General features: G+C 61.1%; 17 protein-coding genes. 7 read left to right on the top strand and 10 right to left on the bottom strand.

Annotated features, from left to right (window positions below; translation table 11 throughout):
• The first annotated feature begins 198 nt into the window (after positions 1 to 198).
• Together ACZRMO_RS03280 and ACZRMO_RS03275 are read left to right on the top strand one after the other, a co-directional pair.
• Complete coding sequence (locus ACZRMO_RS03280; RefSeq protein WP_463971880.1) at positions 199 to 1,422, top strand: S-type pyocin domain-containing protein; 1,224 nt, start codon at positions 199 to 201, stop codon at positions 1,420 to 1,422.
• Positions 1,419 to 1,754, top strand: coding sequence for a hypothetical protein (locus ACZRMO_RS03275; protein WP_463971879.1), 336 nt, complete (start codon positions 1,419 to 1,421; stop codon positions 1,752 to 1,754). Before ACZRMO_RS03280 ends, ACZRMO_RS03275 begins: the two co-directional genes overlap by 4 nt.
• 642 nt (positions 1,755 to 2,396) lie before the next feature.
• On the opposite strand, the gene ACZRMO_RS03270 is transcribed toward ACZRMO_RS03275, so the two are convergent.
• The 6 genes from ACZRMO_RS03270 to dinG all read right to left on the bottom strand — a co-directional run bounded on the left by ACZRMO_RS03270 (position 2,397) and on the right by dinG (position 10,732).
• Positions 2,397 to 2,861 carry an outer membrane lipoprotein gene (locus tag ACZRMO_RS03270; protein WP_026136695.1) on the bottom strand — a complete coding sequence of 155 codons (465 nt, stop codon included), beginning with the start codon at positions 2,859 to 2,861 and terminating at the stop codon, positions 2,397 to 2,399.
• Positions 2,862 to 3,125: 264 nt separating this feature from the next.
• Positions 3,126 to 3,773 carry a pyridoxamine 5'-phosphate oxidase gene (pdxH, locus tag ACZRMO_RS03265; protein WP_463971878.1) on the bottom strand — a complete coding sequence of 216 codons (648 nt, stop codon included), beginning with the start codon at positions 3,771 to 3,773 and terminating at the stop codon, positions 3,126 to 3,128.
• Positions 3,774 to 3,800: 27 nt separating this feature from the next.
• On the bottom strand, positions 3,801 to 4,841 hold the full coding sequence (locus ACZRMO_RS03260) for an OmpA family protein (protein WP_124525988.1): 1,041 nt from the start codon (positions 4,839 to 4,841) through the stop codon (positions 3,801 to 3,803).
• Positions 4,842 to 4,984: 143 nt separating this feature from the next.
• Entirely contained in the window at positions 4,985 to 6,130 is a 1,146-nt protein-coding gene (locus ACZRMO_RS03255; protein WP_463971877.1) for a serine hydrolase domain-containing protein, read from the bottom strand.
• An 82-nt stretch (positions 6,131 to 6,212) separates the two neighbouring features.
• A complete protein-coding gene (locus ACZRMO_RS03250; protein WP_463971876.1) occupies positions 6,213 to 8,498 on the bottom strand; it encodes a beta-galactosidase in 2,286 nt (761 codons plus the stop codon).
• A gap of 89 nt (positions 8,499 to 8,587) precedes the next feature.
• Positions 8,588 to 10,732, bottom strand: coding sequence for an ATP-dependent DNA helicase DinG (dinG, locus tag ACZRMO_RS03245; RefSeq protein ID WP_124525991.1), 2,145 nt, complete (start codon positions 10,730 to 10,732; stop codon positions 8,588 to 8,590).
• Between the two features lie 99 nt (positions 10,733 to 10,831).
• Here dinG and ACZRMO_RS03240 point away from each other — a divergent pair, with 99 nt between their 5' ends.
• Entirely contained in the window at positions 10,832 to 11,296 is a 465-nt protein-coding gene (locus tag ACZRMO_RS03240) for a CopD family protein (protein WP_257782064.1), read from the top strand.
• A gap of 119 nt (positions 11,297 to 11,415) precedes the next feature.
• Here ACZRMO_RS03240 and ACZRMO_RS03235 read toward each other — a convergent pair whose 3' ends face one another.
• Entirely contained in the window at positions 11,416 to 12,174 is a 759-nt protein-coding gene (locus ACZRMO_RS03235; protein ID WP_463971875.1) for a collagen-like protein, read from the bottom strand.
• A 171-nt stretch (positions 12,175 to 12,345) separates the two neighbouring features.
• Positions 12,346 to 13,038, bottom strand: coding sequence for a PA1041 family peptidoglycan-binding anchor lipoprotein (locus tag ACZRMO_RS03230; protein WP_124525994.1), 693 nt, complete (start codon positions 13,036 to 13,038; stop codon positions 12,346 to 12,348).
• A gap of 190 nt (positions 13,039 to 13,228) precedes the next feature.
• On the opposite strand from ACZRMO_RS03230, the gene ACZRMO_RS03225 reads away from it, so the two are divergent.
• Genes ACZRMO_RS03225 through ACZRMO_RS03210 form a run of 4 tightly spaced genes read left to right on the top strand, consistent with a single transcriptional unit; the run spans position 13,229 to position 14,900 of the window.
• Complete coding sequence (locus tag ACZRMO_RS03225; protein ID WP_463971874.1) at positions 13,229 to 13,726, top strand: DUF6231 family protein; 498 nt, start codon at positions 13,229 to 13,231, stop codon at positions 13,724 to 13,726.
• Positions 13,727 to 13,730: 4 nt separating this feature from the next.
• The gene (locus ACZRMO_RS03220; protein ID WP_135310924.1) at positions 13,731 to 14,201 is read left to right on the top strand and encodes a YchJ family protein; all 471 of its coding nucleotides are present in this window, start codon (positions 13,731 to 13,733) and stop codon (positions 14,199 to 14,201) included.
• A 19-nt stretch (positions 14,202 to 14,220) separates the two neighbouring features.
• Entirely contained in the window at positions 14,221 to 14,703 is a 483-nt protein-coding gene (locus ACZRMO_RS03215; RefSeq protein ID WP_463971873.1) for an LEA/WHy family protein, read from the top strand.
• Positions 14,700 to 14,900, top strand: coding sequence for an SEC-C metal-binding domain-containing protein (locus ACZRMO_RS03210; RefSeq protein ID WP_026136698.1), 201 nt, complete (start codon positions 14,700 to 14,702; stop codon positions 14,898 to 14,900). Before ACZRMO_RS03215 ends, ACZRMO_RS03210 begins: the two co-directional genes overlap by 4 nt.
• A 141-nt stretch (positions 14,901 to 15,041) precedes the next feature.
• Here ACZRMO_RS03210 and ACZRMO_RS03205 read toward each other — a convergent pair whose 3' ends face one another.
• Entirely contained in the window at positions 15,042 to 16,427 is a 1,386-nt protein-coding gene (locus ACZRMO_RS03205) for an ATP-binding protein (RefSeq protein ID WP_463971872.1), read from the bottom strand.
• Positions 16,424 to 17,134 carry a response regulator gene (locus ACZRMO_RS03200; protein ID WP_207039773.1) on the bottom strand — a complete coding sequence of 237 codons (711 nt, stop codon included), beginning with the start codon at positions 17,132 to 17,134 and terminating at the stop codon, positions 16,424 to 16,426. Before ACZRMO_RS03200 ends, ACZRMO_RS03205 begins: the two co-directional genes overlap by 4 nt.
• Positions 17,135 to 17,230 lie beyond the last annotated feature (96 nt).

The raw sequence follows: 17,230 nt of genomic DNA, 5'->3' as shown, positions 1-17,230 counted from the left end.
TCAATGTGGCGAGGGAGCTTGCTCCCGCTGGGCTGCGAAGCGGCCCCAAAAGCCTTGGGAGCGCTTCGCACTCCAGCGGGAGCAAGCTCCCTCGCCACAATCGTCCTGTTCCCCACCCTCCTCAGATAAGACCTACATCCCCCCTCCCCAGCTTGCCATAACGTCAGACCTCGTTATGCGGCAAGCCAGGAGGGCACGATGGCAAACAACAAGGATACAGTCCAAGTCTGGCGGTCTTACGGCACCGGCACCGGTGGTTACCGCATGCTTGAGCCCATGAACGAGGCCGAACTGAAGGCCCGTGCAACTTGGCAAAAAGACTACCAGGCCATGCTGGACCGCCAGCAAGCGTACGAGAACAACCGCCAGGTTGATCCGCCCCCCGCACCAGAGCCCTTAGTGGGCTGCGTGTTTGCCAAGTCCTGCAACCTGCCGGACAGCATCATCGATTATCACGACCCCACCGGTTATGTCCCTCTCGATAACCTTAACGACTATGGCGAGTTCGCGTTGCTGGGTGGTCGCGAGCCTGACGAATCAGGCGTGCTGCCACTCAAGAAGATCAGTGGCAGCGCTCTGCCTGCGGGGCTGGGAACGCTGGCGTTGGCCAGCACTGTTAGCGGATCAGTCGCCGCTGCCGGGGCCAGCACTGTCGGGGCCGCCTTCCTGGCAGGCCTGGTGGGCTTGATCTGGCCCTCCAGCCTGGGCGACAGCGCGATCTACAGCGAAGAGCAACTGCGCTCTATGGCAAGAGCGCGCACGCGCGTCCGCTTGCATGTCGAGCAACGGGAGGACGGGACACTCAAGGGATATGCCTTCTACACAGGCAAGAATCGCGATTGGGAAATGGTCGATGTGGTGCAGTTTCAGCTGCAAGGAGTGCAGTACATCGCCGACCTGGGTGACGGGATTGAACTGATCTGGACACCTGCCGCCGCCCCCGGCGACACCCTCGGCATCCCGGCATTGGAAGCAGCGCCTTCGACACCGCATATTTGGGTGTACCCGGCCAACGAGAAGGCCGCAGCAATTATCGTCGACCCAATATATCCGCCGGATTACAAAGATTTCATCCTGGTGTTCCCGGTGGGCTCGGGCGTTAGACCGCTCTATATCGTGGTCAGCTGGAAGTACGAAGACGCGCCTTATCACAGCAAGAAGGGGAATTCGGTTAAAAGTAAAAGACCTGAAAACGGACTTGATTCGCTTAATGAGTCGATAGAGGTCAACCCACCAAATTCACGTCGGCGTATAGCAATCGACCCACATACCAAGGAGTTCGTGGTCATAGATCGTACCGCAGACGGTTCGTATCACGCCCACGTAAGACCTTGGAGTGGATTACGACAAGAAATGAAAAACGCGTTGATCAGAGCTGGAAAAACCAACCGCAAGGGAAAAATCCTGGGAGAGACCCAATGACTATGCGATACCACGATCCATCATTGACTCATGATGAGGCAGTTCAATATCTAGCCACTTCGGATGTGAGCAAAGTAACAGAAGCTCTGATTTCAATTGGGCTCGATGAAATGGACGGCGCCTGGGCACAGGAAACCTGCCTCCAGTTCATCGAACACAATGAAGGTGACATTGCCGCTGCAGCTATTGTCGCTATTGGTCACATTGCACGTCGATTCGGAGAGGTAGACATGAAAAAAATCGCTCCCGCGTTTGAGCAAGCAAGACGAAGATCCCCTTCTCTGTCGGCTGCAGTGAACGACGCAATGGACGACATAGAAATGTTCACGTGACTAAAACCAAAAAGCCGCCTCGGCCTAAACCGAGACGGCTCCACTTCTCAGACCTTAGCGGTCATCGAAGCTGTCCCGCAGAAACTTCCAGACGTGATAAGCACGCAGGCAGTTCACTACGAGGCTCCACGTACGTCGTGCAAACTTAGACATACTCGGCCCTCCGTGAGTTGGGCCTTACCTCCAGCGCACTTACCGGAACATGTGGGCCTTCGGATACAGGTCATTGTTTCCTGTGAGGCGGCCGGGTTGATGGTCCAGCCGCATTAATCCGGCACGGATTGCAAGCCCGTGGCGACCGGTCCAAATTCGCCCGCGTACCCGACCAGCTCACATAACAACGAACGCAGAACGAGGGCGATACTAACTCGGCCTTCGAGCAAAGGTGTGTCGAGCGGCACTAAGATGGCCAGCTGGTTCCGTTAAATTCTGTTGCCAGTATTTGCAAAACAACACCAAATAAAAGCCAGGAATATCGACCGCCGCTCATCGTCTTTTCTTGCTCCGCGCCTGGAGCGACAGTAGTATCCACGTCAGGTCATTGTTTCCTGTGAACAGGCAACTCCAGCCGCAAACTGGGCTTGCAACAAAAAACCCCAACCGGTCACCCGGTTGGGGTTTTTTCGTTTCTGCGGCTAACGCTTAGCGAGTAACCCGGCTAGTCCCATCAACAGTCATGATGCGCACACGGTCACCGATGCGGAAGATTTCATTCTCCTGCACGGCCTGCACGTAGGCACGCATGCTGCCGTCGTCTTCACGTACGGTGATTTCCACGCCTTGGGTGCGGGTCAGGCCTTCTTCGGTGGCCGAGCCCAGCAGGCCACCGGCGACTGCGCCGATCACTGCCGTCACGATGCTGCCACGGCCGCCGCCGATGGCGCTGCCGCCAACGCCGCCGATGACTGCGCCAGCAGCGCCGCCGATTGGGGTCTTGGTGCCTTCGATTTTCACCGGGCGCAGGGATTCGATGGTGCCCATGCGAACGCTCTGTACACGACGCGCTTCGTCACGGGAGTACGAGTCGCCGGTCAGACTCGAAGCACAGCCACCCAGCAGAAGTGACAGGGTGGTGAAGCAGGCAACTAGTAAAACGGACTTACGCATAGCATCAACTCCAAAGGACAGGTGGTCATTAGACGCTGCGGCTTGGCGCCTGTCACGGCAAGCACCGCAGAAAATAGCTTTCATTCAGCCTGAGTACAGACTGCCGGCACCACAAAACTCGACCAACGGTAGCCAAGCGTTTGTGCCAAGTGATGTCACGACTGTTTCATCATTGTAGCCGCACAGCCGCATACGGCCGAAGTCTCTGCCATAGAGACGTCGGCGCAGCGGGAAACATTCAGGCGGGATGACGAAAGGCGCTGCTCAGGGTGCCAGGCGTTCGCGGGTCCAGTCGGCACCTTGCAGGCGGTAGTTCAAGCGATCATGCAGGCGGCTGGCGCGGCCTTGCCAGAACTCGATGCGCTCAGGCAGCAGGCGATAACCACCCCAGTGCTCGGGGCAGTCGGGTTGGATATCGCTGAAACGCTGCTCGGTAGCCTTGAGCAAATCGTGCAGTTCTTCACGGTCACGAATGACCTTGCTCTGCGGTGAAGCCCAAGCGCCCAGACGACTGCCCAACGGGCGGACCTGGTAATAAGCATCCGACTCCTCAGGCGACACCTTGACCACCCGCCCCTCGATCCGCACCTGGCGTTCCAGGGTCGGCCAGAAGAACGTCATGGCCGCAAACGGTCGCGCGGCAAGCTGTTCGCCCTTGGCGCTCTGATAGTTGGTGAAGAAGGTAAAGCCCTGTGCATCCAGGCCCTTGAGCAGCAGGATGCGACAGTGCGGGCGCCCGTCCTGGTCAACTGTGGCCAGGGTCATGGCGTTGGCTTCTACCGGCGGCTGTTCGGTTTTCACCGCGTCAGCAAACCACTGGTGGAACAACGCAAACGGCTCGCCCGGGGCCTGGGCCTCGCTCAAACCGTCCCGGGTGTAGTCACGGCGCATATCGGCCAGTGCCTGGGTCATGCGGCTTTATCCTTCTACTTCAACAGGTCAGTTTTTTGCCTGGTCGTTAGCCGGTGCAGCAGCCTTGGCCTTGGCCGGAGCCGCTTTCTTCGCAGCAGGCTTGGCCGGGGCTTTTTTGGCAGCTGGCTTGGCAGCGGCTTTTTTGGCGGCAGGCGCTTTTTTCGCCGGGGCTTTGGCAGCAGGTGCTGGCGCAGGAACGTCCTGCACGGCCACCATTTCAGCCACGGGCGGGGTCTTGCCCGAGTTGTACTTGCTCAGCAAGGCCAACATAGTTGTACGCTGAGTGAACATAATTTCCATGCGACGGTTCAGCGCACGGCCCTGGGTGCTGTCGTTGGCAGCACGTGGCATAAGGTCGCCCATGCCACGCAGCATCAGGCGATCCTGCTTCAAGCCGCTGAGGCTGAAGATCGAGGCGATCGACTGCGCACGCTCCTTGCTCAAGGCCTGGCTCGCTGGCGCGGTGCCGGTGGCATCGACGTGGCCCAGGACCAAAACGGCGGTCTTCGGGTCGGCTTCAACGGCCTTGGCCACACGGGTGAACGGGCCCAGGGTGACCGGCAGCAGCATCGCCGGGCGTTTCGGGTTGTAGGAGCCGTCTACCGGGGCGATCACGACGAGTACGTTGTCACGGCGTTCCAGTTGCAGGTTGCTGTCCTTGATGGCAGCGCGCAGGCGCGGCTCATAGTCGTCCAGCCAGGCCTGGGTGATTTTTGGGTCTGGCATCGGGATGTTGGTCACATCGACTTTGGCCAAGGGTTTTGGCTTGCTTTCGAACGGCCACCACCAGTGAGTTTCGCTGTCGGTCTTGGCCACGGCTGGCGTGGTGGCTGGGGCTGGAGTGGCAGCCTTGAGGTCGGCTTTCAGGTCAGCAGCCTTGGCATCGGCGGCGGCTTTGGCATCCGGCTTGGCGGCAACCTGAGTCGCGGCGTCCTTGGCGGCGGTTTTATCAGACCCAAATGACCCAAATGACCACCAATGTCCGCCATCGGCATCATTTTGTGGAGTTTGTGCGCAGCCAGTAATAGTGAGGCAAAGCGCCAGTGCCAAGGACTTGTTCGATAACATGAGATATCCACAAAATGAGAAAAATGCCAGGGGTCTGGATGACCCGTTAAACAGACGCCAGGACAAGAATAAAGTTACAACTTTTCCGTCAGCCTCTTCTTATAGTTGCCTTTGTAACAAAAAAACGTGAAACAGCAAGGGGTTTACAGACAACCGGCCAATATTCTGACCAACTTCTGTGCACGCGGGTCCATAAGTACATAAGGCCCCAATGTATTAGTCACGAAACCAAACGCAACATCATGCTCAGGGTCGGCAAACCCCACCGAACCGCCCGCGCCCGGATGCCCGAAAGCACGCGGGCCAAGGCCGAAGGTGGCATTGGGCAGTTGTGACTGATCCAACATGCAACCCAAGCCGAAACGGGTTTGTGTCAGCAATGTTTTATCCGGCCCGATACTGTGTTCGCGGGTCAATTCTTCAAGCATGTCGCTTTCGAGCAAACTACCGTCCAGCAAACCACTATAAAAACCCGCCAGGCTGCGCGCATTACCGTGACCATTTGCGGCGGGTTGCTGCATGCGTCGCCATTCAGGTTTATTAGTGCTGGTCAGAATAGACGGTGGATTGGCAAATGCCCGCGTTGTCATCGCATTCGGCTCGCGCATCATTACTTGCAATAAGCGTTGCGCGGCTTCATCGCCCATGTTGCCTTTGCTGCGCGCTATATGGGCAACACGATAAAACTCGTCATCCGCCAGGCCGACATGGAAGTCCAACCCCAATGGCCGCGCAACCCGCGCCACGATGGACTCCCCCGGACCGCGCCCGTCGGCACGCCGCAGCAACTCGCCGACCAACCAGCCATAGGTGATCGCCTCGTAGCCATGGCCCTGGCCTGGCGTCCACCACGGAGCCTCGGCCGCCAGGGTGTCGACCATCAATTGCCAGTCGTACAGGGCTTCGGTGGGCAGCATCTGGCGAATCGCCGGCAAGCCCGCCTGATGGCAGAGCAACTGGCGCAGGGTGATGGCCTCTTTGCCCGCCGCCGCAAACTCCGGCCAGTAATCGGCCACGGGGGCGTCCAGTTTCAACTTGCCCTCGGCCACCAGTTGCAGGGCGGTGACAGCGGTAAAGGTCTTGGTGCAGGAGAACAGGTTGACGATGGTGTCGCTGTGCCAGGCCTCGGCACCGTCCTTGTCGGCGGTGCCGGCCCACAGGTCAACCACGGTTTCGCCGCCGACCTGGATACAGAGCCCGGCGCCACGCTCCTGGGGGTCATCGAACAAGGCGGCGAAGGCTTCACGTACCGCTTCGAACTGGAGCTCGTAATGACCCTGAATCTGCACCTAAGCCCCCTCGGAAAACGCCGTAAAAAGTGGCCGACATTGTTCCAGTCATTGCAGGCTTTGTGAACCCGTCAACGCTGAATCAGTGACCATTTCCCGCGTGCCCGCCCGCATGCCCGGCGCCTTTGCCGGCGCTTGCGCCATTACCACTTTGATGTTCACGGACCGCGCTGGCCGCCTTGGCTTTTTCCGCCTCCTTGCCCAGTTGATCGACGGCCGCCAGGTTGCTCTTGCGCACATTCTCGACAAAACCCTGGAACGGCACATCGGTGATGCCGACCAAGCCAAAGTGTCCGTTCTCCGCGTCCAGCAAACGGCCGGTCACCGGCTGGTCCAGGTACTGGAACCAATGCACACCGACAATCGACGGCTCGGCCATGGCCTGCTTGAGGAAGTTGGCGTACGCCGTGCCGCGCTCTTCTTCCCTCGCCACTTGCGTCACGCCGCCCCAGAACGGGCCACGATCCGCGGAGCCAAAGTTGAATTCGGTGATCAGCACCGGCTTGTCCAGCGCACGCAAGGCCGCGAAGTCATAACCGTCCTGGGGTTTGAGCGTGTACATGTTGAAACTCAGCACATCGCAATACTGCGCGCAGGCGGCCACCGCTTCCGGGGTGCTCACCGCGTAACGGCCACCCAGCAGCAACTGGTTGGGCGCGTGCCATTTCAGCGAGTCAGAGATGGTCTTGAAGTAGGCGTCGGCAAAGGTCTTCTGGAAATACTTGAAGTCGGCCTCGATTTCCGGGTGCTCGGCATTCGGCATCGGTGGCTCAAAACCAGGGTCTTCCATCAGCTCCCAGCCCGCCAAATGGATGCCCCAGGCTTTCGACAGGCCTTCCTCGTTGCGGTACTTGTCGCGCAATTGCTTGAGGAACGCGCGCTTGGCCGGCACGTCAGTGGTCATGCGCAAGGTGCCGTAGGCCAGGGCGTAGCGGGACTTCGCATCATCGCCGGGGCCGGCCCAGGCCAGTTCGTTGTCGGCAAAGAAGCCGATCAACCACGGGTCATCGCGGTGATCACGGGCGGCGATGGCCACGGCGCGTTCGGTGGCCATGGCGAAACGCGGGTCAAACGGATCGGGCATGCCGCCCCACCAGTCGGTGCCGGTGCTGATGCTGGCGTAGTCGCCGACAATCGACAGCGGCAAGGTGTATGGCACGCGGTCGGCGCGGGCCAGGTCTTCGTCGCTCCAGTTGCCCAAGGTGTTGAAACCCCAGGCCTGCAGGCGGTCGAGGGTATGGCTGGCCCAACGTTTCTGGTCAAAACCCTCGCCACCGTAGGTGCGTTGCAGGTTGGCGCCGTAGAAATCGTACCAACGTCCGGCGCCAAAGCTGCGCCCTTCGCCGGCGCCGTTGCCGGTGCGGTTATCGCCGCTGCCGTAGTAGTTATCAAACGGCTCGCCAGCTTTGGGCAGCGCCGCAAACATCCATTCACGGCCGGAAACGTAGGTCTGGCTGTTATCCGCCGCCACGGTATTCACGCCCAGGGAGTAGAACGGATGGCCTTCTGGCGTCACCAGGTACCAGCGGCCGTCACGCTTCTCGGTGCGGAAAAACCCGCTGGCGTCGAACGCCGGGCCCTTGTTCCAGCCACCAAACTTGTCCAGCGCGGATTTATCCCGCGTGGCCAGCCAACCTTGCAGCTGCTGCTGTTCCTTGGCCGCCGCGGCCTTGAGTTGCTCATCGCTGCTGACCTTTTCCGGCCAGCGCGCACGGGTGGATTGACCGTAGGCGTCCACCAGTTCGCTGTAGGCGGCCTTGATCACCGGCTCGCTGTCCTGCACACCAAAGCGTTCCAGCAGGATGCTCTGCGCGGCGTTGGGCTTTTGCATCGACAAGGTCACCGATACCACCTGGCTACGGTCGATCTCGCCAAAGCTGCCGGCCAGCAAGACGCGTTGGCCGTCCACGGTAATCGGCATCGGCGGGCCGGCCTTCATGCCCTGGCTCAGCGGCGAGTTGGCTTGCAGCGGCACCAGCAACGTCTGGGCCGGACCGGCCGGCAGGTCGATGCGACTGCGCAAGGTCTTGCCGTCGGCGCTCTGCACCGTGACGTAGAGGGTCAGCGCCCAGTCCATGGCACTTTGGATGCGCAGGCTCATGGCGCTGGACTGCGACCAGTCCCAGGTGCCGGTCTGCGGGCTGAGCACCAGGCTCGGCTCGGCGGCCGGGTTGAAGGTGATGCGGCGCAACACTTCGCCTTCCGGGGTTTGTTCGGCGTTGTATTGCGGCAGGCTGGCGTCCTGGGTCGCCACCTTGACCACATCGGCCGGCCGGACGAAATTGAACAGGGTCTGTTGCCCGGCAGGCGCGGCCAGCAAAGGCGCGGCGAACAGTAGGGCAAATAGAGCGGGCAGCGTGCGAATCATACAGACAAGGTTCTCCCAGACGGCCGGTGAATGGCCTGATGAAATACAGTGAGATAGACCACGAAGTGGGCGAAACCGCCCACGGTGGCTTAAGAAATTTCGCGCCGGAACGGCGGCAGAGCATTAAGGATAGCTTTGCCATAGCGCTGGGTGACCAGGCGGCGGTCGAGCAAGGTGATGGTGCCCCGGTCTTCTTCGGTGCGCAGCAAGCGACCGCAGGCCTGGACCAGCTTCAACGAAGCGTCCGGCACCGAGATTTCCATGAACGGGTTGCCACCACGCGCTTCGATCCACTCGGCCAGTGCCGCCTCGACCGGATCATCCGGCACCGAGAACGGGATCTTCGCGATCACCACGTGTTCGCAGTAGGCGCCGGGCAAGTCCACGCCTTCGGCGAAACTCGCGAGGCCGAACAGTACGCTGGAATCACCGCCATCCACCCGCGCCTTGTGCTTGTTCAGGGTTTCCTGCTTGGACAGGTTGCCCTGGATAAACACCTGCTTGCGCCAGTCGCGGTCGAGGCCGTCGAACACGTCCTGCATCTGTTTGCGTGATGAGAACAACACCAGGGTGCCACGCGAACCTTCGACCAGCTCCGGCAAGTCACGGATGATCGCGGCAGTGTGCGCTGCCGCGTCCCGTGGGTCGGCCTTGAGGTCCGGCACCCGCAGCACGCCGGCGTCGGCATGATGGAACGGGCTTGGCACCACGGCAGTGACGGCCTTTTTTGGCAGGCCGGCGCGCATGCGGAAGCGGTCGAACGTGCCCAGGGCGGTCAGCGTGGCGGAGGTCACCAGGCAGCCGTAGGCGACGTTCCACAGGTTGCGTCGCAGCATTTCGGCGGCAAGGATGGGGCTTGCGTTGACCTCGATATCAAACAGCGCGCCACTTTCCGACAGGGTCAGCCAGCGCGCCATCGGCGGGTTGTCTTCCGGGTCTTCGACGGTGAAGGCGGTCCACAACTCCCAGTTGCCTTGGGCACGGGACAGCAGGCTGCCGAACAGCGGGTACCATTCTTCGGCCTGGTTGCTGGCGATGCCGATGTTGACCTCGCCGTCCATGCCTTCCTTGAGCAGATCCGTGAGACGGGTAAACAGGTCGGTCAGGCGCGAAAAGCCCTTCTTCAACTCGATACCCATTTCGCGCATGTGCTCGGGGATCATGCCGCCAACAAAACGGTGACGCGGCCGCTCGCGGCCTTCCACGTCTTCGCCCGGTTTAAAGTCGGCGACCTGTTCGCAGGCGCTGAACATGAACTGCTGCTGGGTCTTGATCTCCCGCGCCAGCTCCGGCACTTGCTCGATCAACTTACCCAAGTCGCCGGGCAGCGGGTGCTGGGCCAGCAACTTGGTGAGGTTCTTCGCGGTGGTTTCCAGCCAGTCAGCGGTGGAGCGCAAGCGTGTGTAGTGGGCGAAGTGGCCGATGGCCTTGTCGGGCAGGTGGTGGCCTTCGTCGAACACATACAGCGTGTCACGCGGGTCCGGCAGCACGGCACCGCCACCCAGGGCGAGGTCGGCCAGCACCATGTCGTGGTTGGTGACGATCACATCGACCTTGCCCATACCTTCGCGGGCCTTGTAGAAGGCGCACTGGCCGAAGTTGGGGCAGTGACGGTTGGTGCACTGGCTGTGATCGGTGGTCAGGCGCGCCCAGTCGGAATCTTCCAGGGCATTGGGCCAGCTGTCGCGGTCGCCGTCCCATTTATTGCCGGCCAGCTTCTCGATCATGCTGGTAAACAGCTTCTGGCTGACCTCATCCACCTCGATCTTGAAGCCTTCTTCTTCGAACAGCGAAGCCGTGGCGGTTTGCGCGTGGCCTTCCTGCAACAGCACGTCGAGCTTGGACAGGCACAGGTAGCGGCCACGGCCCTTGGCCAGGGCGAAGGTGAAATTCAGGCCGCTGTTGCGCATCAGGTCGGGCAGGTCTTTGTAGACGATCTGCTCTTGCAGGGCGACGGTGGCGGTGGCGATCACCAGGCGCTTGCCAGCGGCCTTGGCCGTAGGGATCGCCGCCAGGCTGTAGGCCACGGTTTTACCGGTACCGGTGCCGGCTTCGACGGCCACGACCGCAGGGTCGCCACTGCGCCGACCTTCGTCGTCGGTGTCGATATCGCCGAGGACCTTCGCCACTTCGGCGATCATCAGGCGTTGGCCGTAGCGCGGTTTCAAGCTCTTGGCTTCGAGAAAACGCGAATAGGCGCCCTGGATCGTGGTTTTGAGTTCAGTGCTGATCATGGATAGTCGGGCGCAAAAAACGCTGGATAAATTTTCAGTGGTTCGGATCGGCCGCTATCATACCCCGCTAATTAATCCCGCGCAGAACGGAGTACCTCAATGACCGCGTTTAGCCTCGCTTACACCCTGCATGTATTGGCCGCCCTGATCTGGGTCGGCGGCATGTTTTTCGCCTGGATGATCCTGCGCCCCGCCGCTGTGGCGGCACTTGAGGGCCCTGCCCGGCTGACGCTGTGGGCGAATGTGTTTCAACGTTTTTTCGTGTGGGTATGGGTCGCGGTGGCGATTTTGCCGATCAGCGGCATTGGTCTGCTGCAACTGCGCTTCAGCGGGTTTGAGACCGCGCCGCGTTATGTGCAGGTGATGATGGGGTTGTATCTGGTGATGACGGCGTTGTTTATCCGTATCCAGGCGTTGAAGTTCCCGGAGTTGCGCGCAGCGGTGGCGGCGCAGGATTGGCCGACTGGTGCGGCGGTGCTGGGGCAGATTCGACGGTTGGTGGGGATCAATCTGATTGTTGGGTTGGTGGTGGTGGCGGTGGCTTCGGCGAGGCCGATGTTTTAAGGCTGTTCTTTAGGGCCTCTTCGCGAGCAAGCCCGCTCCCACATTCGACCGATTTCCACCTTTGGAATGCGGTCGAATGTGGGAGCGGGCTTGCTCGCGAAGACGTCAGCCCAAACGACTCACAGCCGCTGGATTGTCACCGACCCCGCAGGCCCAACCGGCCCCGGCTGCCCTTCCAGCCCCGGGCGGCCCTTCTCGCCGCCATCGGCCTGATACACCAGGCAACCCTTGGACTGTCCACCCTTGCCCGGTTTACCGGCTGTGCCAGCCAAACCACCCGCACCACCTTCAACCCAGACCTTGATCTGCTCCGCCGGGTAGTCCTTCGGCAACTCGACCCGCACCAGCGCACCCGCGCCGCCGGCCAAGCCGTCGCCACCGTTATCGCCATTGGCGCCACGCCCTGCCGAACCCCACGTGCAACCCGGGTCTGCGCCGTTGGCGCCGTCCAGGCCGGCATAACCTTTGGCCCCGGCGCCTCCACGGGCGTCCACCGACAGCTCGTCGGCCACCAGCGAATTGATGCGCAAGGTCAGGTCACGCCCGGCCTTGGCCGGTTTTTCATGGGTGCCGGGAGCGCCGCGTGAGGTGATCTGGCTGCCATGGTCCAGTTGCGCATGGCGCACCTGCAATTGCAGCGCGGTATTGCCGGGGACGATGGTGATGCGCGCTTCGCGGCCCAGGTGCAGCTCATCCACCGTGACCTGGCCGATGCTGGCCGGAATCAGCAAGGTGCCGTAGTCCGCCACGTCCAGGCGCTCCAGTTGCAACACGCTGGTGCTGCTGGGCAGGCGCATCAGCGAGTTGGTTTCAACACTGACGCTCTGGGCCAGGGCAATGGGGCTGACCAACAGGGCCAACAGTAAAACCTTACGCATCTTGGAGCTCCCCTTGAGTGTGATTCAAAGTTGTTTCTAGTTTTTCTTTGGACGCACAGTAACGACTTCTACCGGCGATTTGCCAGTGAAGGTTCAAAAAAGTTGGGAAGTCGGTGGTTTCAATAAAAGTCGCCAGCAATGCCCCTGTGGATCCCACAGGGGCAAGGGCTGTCAGCGGTTGATCTGGATTTCCACGCGGCGGTTCAAGGCGCGGCCTTCTGCGGTTTTGTTGTCGGCGACCGGATGGCTTTCGCCAGCGCCCGTGACCGAGACAAAACTGCTGCGCGGAATGCCGGAACCGATGAGGTATTCGGTGACCGAGTGCGCACGTTTTTCCGAGAGTTTCTGGTTGTAGGCGTCTTTGCCGACGCTGTCGGTGTGGCCGCTGACCCGCAGTTGGGCGGTTGGCGCTTCTTGTTTCAGGCGGGTGGCGATGGTGTCGAGCTTGGTTTTATCCGCCGCCGTCAACTTGGCCGAGTCGAACTCGAAGTGCACATCACGAATCACGATGGTTTCTTCCTTGACCACCACCACTTCCTCGACCACCGCGACCGGCACCGGTGGGCAGCCGTTGGCATCCACCGGCACGCCTTTCGGTGTGCCTGGGCACTTGTCGCGGCTGTCCGGCACGCCATCGCCGTCTTCGTCGCCATCACCATGCACCCAGCAATAGGCGCCTGCCATGCCGCCGATCAACAACGCACCGGCGCCTGCATAGGCCGAGCTTTCGGTGGCGCCGATCGCCGCACCGGTCACACCGCCGAGGGCGGCGCAGGTGGGCCAATCGGTTTTTTGCAAACCTGCGCAACCTGTCAGTACTCCGGTTAGCAGAATCAAGGGTAGAGCTGTCCGCATGATGCTCATCTGATTTCTCCTGAGGGGATCGGCGGGGGCCGATGGGTGGAGTAAAGACCGCTCTTTTCATCTGCGCCAGTTGGCCACACCCCCGGATTCATTGAGGATCGCCACTCAGGGCTGGCTTTTCGCAATCGCCCGCTCTAGGCCCGCACGCTCAGCCGCGCTAGTCTCTACGGTCCTGATGTGAGGATCTCTGATGACCGCTGGTATTTCTGCCCGTACACCCCAGCAAGCCCTGGCCGCCTTGCTCGACCTGCACCAGCCCAAACGCCTGTTGCTGTTGGGGGCCAGCCAGTTCCCGGCGCTGGAGGCGTTTGCGGCTGAACACCCGGACACCCAAGTGTCCATCGCCCCGCCCGGCCCCTTGCCGGCCACGCTGGCCGCGCAGCGTTTTGACCTGGCGCTGGTGGTCGATTGCCTGGAACACCTGTCAAAAGCGCAAGGCCTGACCTTGCTCGGCGGCATCCGCAACCTCAATGCCAGCCGCATTGCGGTGCTGGTGGACCTGGGCGCATGCGAATGGAAGGACACCGACTTCTTTTCCCTGGCCCTGCAGGCCGGCGAGCGGTTCCAGCGCGATGAGCAGGTTCTGACGCTGTTTACCTACGATCTGCTTGACTATAAACAGGTGCCGGACTGGCTCAACGCACGGTTCTGGGCCAACCCGCAAAATTTCGGAAAGTATTGGTGGTAACCCAATGAGTACATCCATTTGCCCCTGCGGCAGTGGCAACCTGCTGGATGCCTGCTGCGGCCACTATCACGCCGGCCACCCGGCACCGTGCGCCAGCGCGTTGATGCGCTCGCGCTACAGCGCCTACGTGCTGGGCCTGGTGGACTATCTGGTGGCCACCACCTTGCCCGCGCAACAAGCCGGCCTGGACCGCGACGCCATCGGCGCCTGGAGCGCCCAAAGCACCTGGCTGGGCCTGGAAGTGGAAAGCTCCGAGGTGTTCGGCGGCCAGCCGGAACACGCCTTTGTGACCTTTACCGCACGCTGGCATGACAGCACTGGCGAACATAGCCACCGCGAACAGTCTTCTTTCGTACAGAATGACGGGCGCTGGTACTTCATCGACCCCACCGTGGAGGTGAAGGCCGGGCGCAACGACGCCTGCCTGTGTGGCAGTGGGCAAAAATTCAAGAAGTGTTGTTCCAGCTACCTCTAACCCACACAGGACAAACGCCATGCTTCGGATCTACAGCTTGATGCTGGCGTTGACCCTCGGTTTGACCGGCTGCGCGTCGTGGTTCGAAGACGACGCCCCACCGCCCCACGTGTCCCTGGTCAAAGTCGAAGTGGTGCGGGCCAAGCTGCTGGAGCAGAAGTTCAAGCTGTACTTTCGCGTCGACAACCGCGACGACGCCGACCTGACCGTGCGCGGCCTGATCTACAAAGTGACGCTGGATGACTTTGTGCTGACCGAGGGCGAGTCCAACGAGTGGCTCACCGTACCGCCGCGCGGGCATGCCTTCTTCAGGGTCACGGTGCGTACCAACCTGTGGCCGCAGATCCGCGATGTGGTGCAGATGCTGAAAAACCCGGACAAACCGGTGCCCTATCGCCTCGACGGCGAGCTGAAAACCGGATTATTCATCGGTTATGACGTGCAGGTCGCCCACAATGGCGAGATAATCCCCGGCGATTTTATTCCGGAGCGACATCAATGACTCAGCAACCCCATGTCCATGGTCCTGACTGCAACCACGATCACGATCACCATGATCACGACCACGGCCATGTCCACGGCCCGAACTGCGGCCACGCTCACCAGGAGCCGGTGCGCAATGCCTTGAAGGACGTGGGTCGCAACGATCCTTGCCCGTGCGGCAGTGCGAAGAAGTTCAAGAAGTGCCACGGGGCGTAAGCCACGCTGAAAAGCCAACTGAATGAGTGGGCTTGTGTGGGAGCGGGCTTGCTCGCGAAGGCGGTATGTCAGATAAAGATTTACTGATTGACCCACCGCTTTCGCGAGCAAGCCCGCTCCCACATGGGACTGCATTTCACATCAGGCTTTGCGTTGAAACAATAGCTCCACCTCAAGCCCACCACCCTCCCGATTCCTCAAACTCAACCGCCCTTCATGCGCCCTGGCGATGGTGTGAGCAATGCTCAGCCCCAACCCATACCCACCCGTTTCAGCATTACGTGACCCTTCCACCCGATAAAACGGCTCCATCACCTGCTCCAGTTGCGCCTGGGGAATCCCCGGCCCGCGGTCGCTGATGACGATCTTCAAGCTGTCGGCCTGGTCTTCGACCCGCACCACCACTTCACAGCCATAACGCACCGCGTTTTCCAGCAAATTCTGCACGCACCGTTTAAGGCTGCGCGCATACCCCGGCAACGGCTGCTTCGCCCGGCCTTCGATGCGCACGCTTTGCCCCACGTCTTCCAGATCCGCCTGCAAGCTTTGCAGCAGCGCATTGATGTCGATGTTTTGCCGCGCCTCGTTGATTTCGCCGCTGCTGACAAAATCCAGGGTGCTGGCCACCATGTGCTCCATTTCCTCAAGGTCGCTGCGAAAACGTTCCTTGGTCCGATTGTCGTCAAGCATCTCGGTACGCAGGCGCAGCCGCGTGATAGGTGAACGCAGGTCGTGGGAAATCGCCGCGAGAAACCGCGTGCGCTCGGCGATGTTGGCGATCAGCCGTTGCTGCATTGCATTAAACGCCTGGGCGGCGCGGCGTACTTCGGTGGGGCCACTCTCCGATAACGGCGGGCGCTGGATGTCGCGGCCGAGGGCTTCGGCGGCCTTGGCCAACGCGTTGAGCGGGCGGATGGCCAGGCGCACGGCTACCAGGGCGATCACCACCAGCACCAGCACACGCAGCAGGTAGATGCGCATCACGTAATCGAACAGCAGGTCCAGTGGCGAGGTACTGGTCCAGCCCTGTTCTTCACGGGCGTCCACCTGCAACCAGCGCCCGTCGGGCAGGCGCAGGTCGATGAGGAACTGCCCCACCACCGGCTTGGACTCCAGCAAGGTCCAGAGCCCGGCGTTTCGCCCCGCGCCGTCAACCAGCGACAGGTGCAGCAGGATCAGGGTTTGCGCGTAACCGGTTTTTTCCGAGAGCACTTTCTTGATCAGCTGCTCAGTCGGCCGGTCGCTGTCGGTGAGGCTGCTAGGCGTATTGCTCGCCTGGTCGCTCAAGGTCAGGCGAAAATTCGGCGCATCCAGCAGCTTGATCAGCAGATCGGCCTGCTGTGGATCGCTGTGCACCAGGCGCACCACATCGGCCAGCCGGGTGGCGATCAACCGCGCGGGGATCTCCAGCACCTGGCCATGGCGCCGGTCGTACCAGATGCTGCTGGTCAGGGCCTGGGCCGCGAGCATGCCGCTGACCAGAATCAGCACCAGCCGCCCAAACAGCGAACGCGGCAGCAGTCTCACGACGCCAGCACCACATCATCGGCGGTGAGCATGTAGCCCTCGTTGCGTACGGTTTTTATCAGCCCGGCCGGCAGTTGCGAGCGCAGGCGGCTGACGCACACGTCGATGGAGCGGTCGAACGGCGTGCTGTCCTTGTCGAACACATGATTGAGCAGAAAGTCGCGGCTGAGGGGGCGATTGGGGTGCTGCAAGAGCAGGCGCAACACGCGGTAATCCGAATTGCCCAGGCTGACCACCACACCGTCCGGCGAGAGCAATTGCCGCGCCCGGGTGTCGAGTTGCCAGCCGGCGAAACGGATGCTCGGCGCTTCATCCAGCCGCGCCCGGTCCGGGAAGCTCTGCACCCGGCGCAACACCACCTTGATCCGCACCAGCAGTTCACGCGGGTCGAACGGCTTGGGCAGGTAGTCATCGGCGCCGATTTCCAGGCCGACGATGCGGTCGATCAACGACCCCTTGGCGGTGAGCATCACCACCGGTGTGTTGGAGCTGACCCGCAGCTCGCGGCACAGGCTCAGGCCGTCTTCGCCAGGCAGCATCAGGTCGAGGACGATCAAGTCGATGACATTCAATTCCAGGCGCCGGCGCATCTCCTTGCCGTCGGCAGCGGTGGACACCTGAAAGCCCGCGTCGCTCAGGTAGTCGCAGAGCAACTGGCGGATTTGCGGGTCGTCATCAACGATCAGGAGGTGGTCTTGCTTGGCCATGGGCAGTCGATCCGAAAAACTATAAAAACGCAGCAAATAGCCGAAAGTTCAGGCAACGGCGTACGCAAATGTAATGGAATGTTGTGGGAAACGATA

The organism is Pseudomonas sp. B611, from assembly GCF_055407965.1.
Note: the sequence above shows the minus strand (reverse complement) of the source record. Positions and strands in the feature narration are given on the sequence as shown.

What these genes read in the sequence shown, in the direction of transcription:
- ACZRMO_RS03280 (WP_463971880.1), top strand. Translation starts at nt 199, where the DNA reads ATGGCAAACAACAAGGATACAGTCCAAGTCTGGCGGTCTTACGGCACC.
- ACZRMO_RS03275 (WP_463971879.1), top strand. Translation starts at nt 1,419, where the DNA reads ATGACTATGCGATACCACGATCCATCATTGACTCATGATGAGGCAGTT.
- ACZRMO_RS03270 (WP_026136695.1), bottom strand. Translation starts at nt 2,861, where the DNA reads ATGCGTAAGTCCGTTTTACTAGTTGCCTGCTTCACCACCCTGTCACTT.
- pdxH (WP_463971878.1), bottom strand. Translation starts at nt 3,773, where the DNA reads ATGACCCAGGCACTGGCCGATATGCGCCGTGACTACACCCGGGACGGT.
- ACZRMO_RS03260 (WP_124525988.1), bottom strand. Translation starts at nt 4,841, where the DNA reads ATGTTATCGAACAAGTCCTTGGCACTGGCGCTTTGCCTCACTATTACT.
- ACZRMO_RS03250 (WP_463971876.1), bottom strand. Translation starts at nt 8,498, where the DNA reads ATGATTCGCACGCTGCCCGCTCTATTTGCCCTACTGTTCGCCGCGCCT.
- dinG (WP_124525991.1), bottom strand. Translation starts at nt 10,732, where the DNA reads ATGATCAGCACTGAACTCAAAACCACGATCCAGGGCGCCTATTCGCGT.
- ACZRMO_RS03240 (WP_257782064.1), top strand. Translation starts at nt 10,832, where the DNA reads ATGACCGCGTTTAGCCTCGCTTACACCCTGCATGTATTGGCCGCCCTG.
- ACZRMO_RS03235 (WP_463971875.1), bottom strand. Translation starts at nt 12,174, where the DNA reads ATGCGTAAGGTTTTACTGTTGGCCCTGTTGGTCAGCCCCATTGCCCTG.
- ACZRMO_RS03230 (WP_124525994.1), bottom strand. Translation starts at nt 13,038, where the DNA reads ATGAGCATCATGCGGACAGCTCTACCCTTGATTCTGCTAACCGGAGTA.
- ACZRMO_RS03225 (WP_463971874.1), top strand. Translation starts at nt 13,229, where the DNA reads ATGACCGCTGGTATTTCTGCCCGTACACCCCAGCAAGCCCTGGCCGCC.
- ACZRMO_RS03220 (WP_135310924.1), top strand. Translation starts at nt 13,731, where the DNA reads ATGAGTACATCCATTTGCCCCTGCGGCAGTGGCAACCTGCTGGATGCC.
- ACZRMO_RS03215 (WP_463971873.1), top strand. Translation starts at nt 14,221, where the DNA reads ATGCTTCGGATCTACAGCTTGATGCTGGCGTTGACCCTCGGTTTGACC.
- ACZRMO_RS03210 (WP_026136698.1), top strand. Translation starts at nt 14,700, where the DNA reads ATGACTCAGCAACCCCATGTCCATGGTCCTGACTGCAACCACGATCAC.
- ACZRMO_RS03200 (WP_207039773.1), bottom strand. Translation starts at nt 17,134, where the DNA reads ATGGCCAAGCAAGACCACCTCCTGATCGTTGATGACGACCCGCAAATC.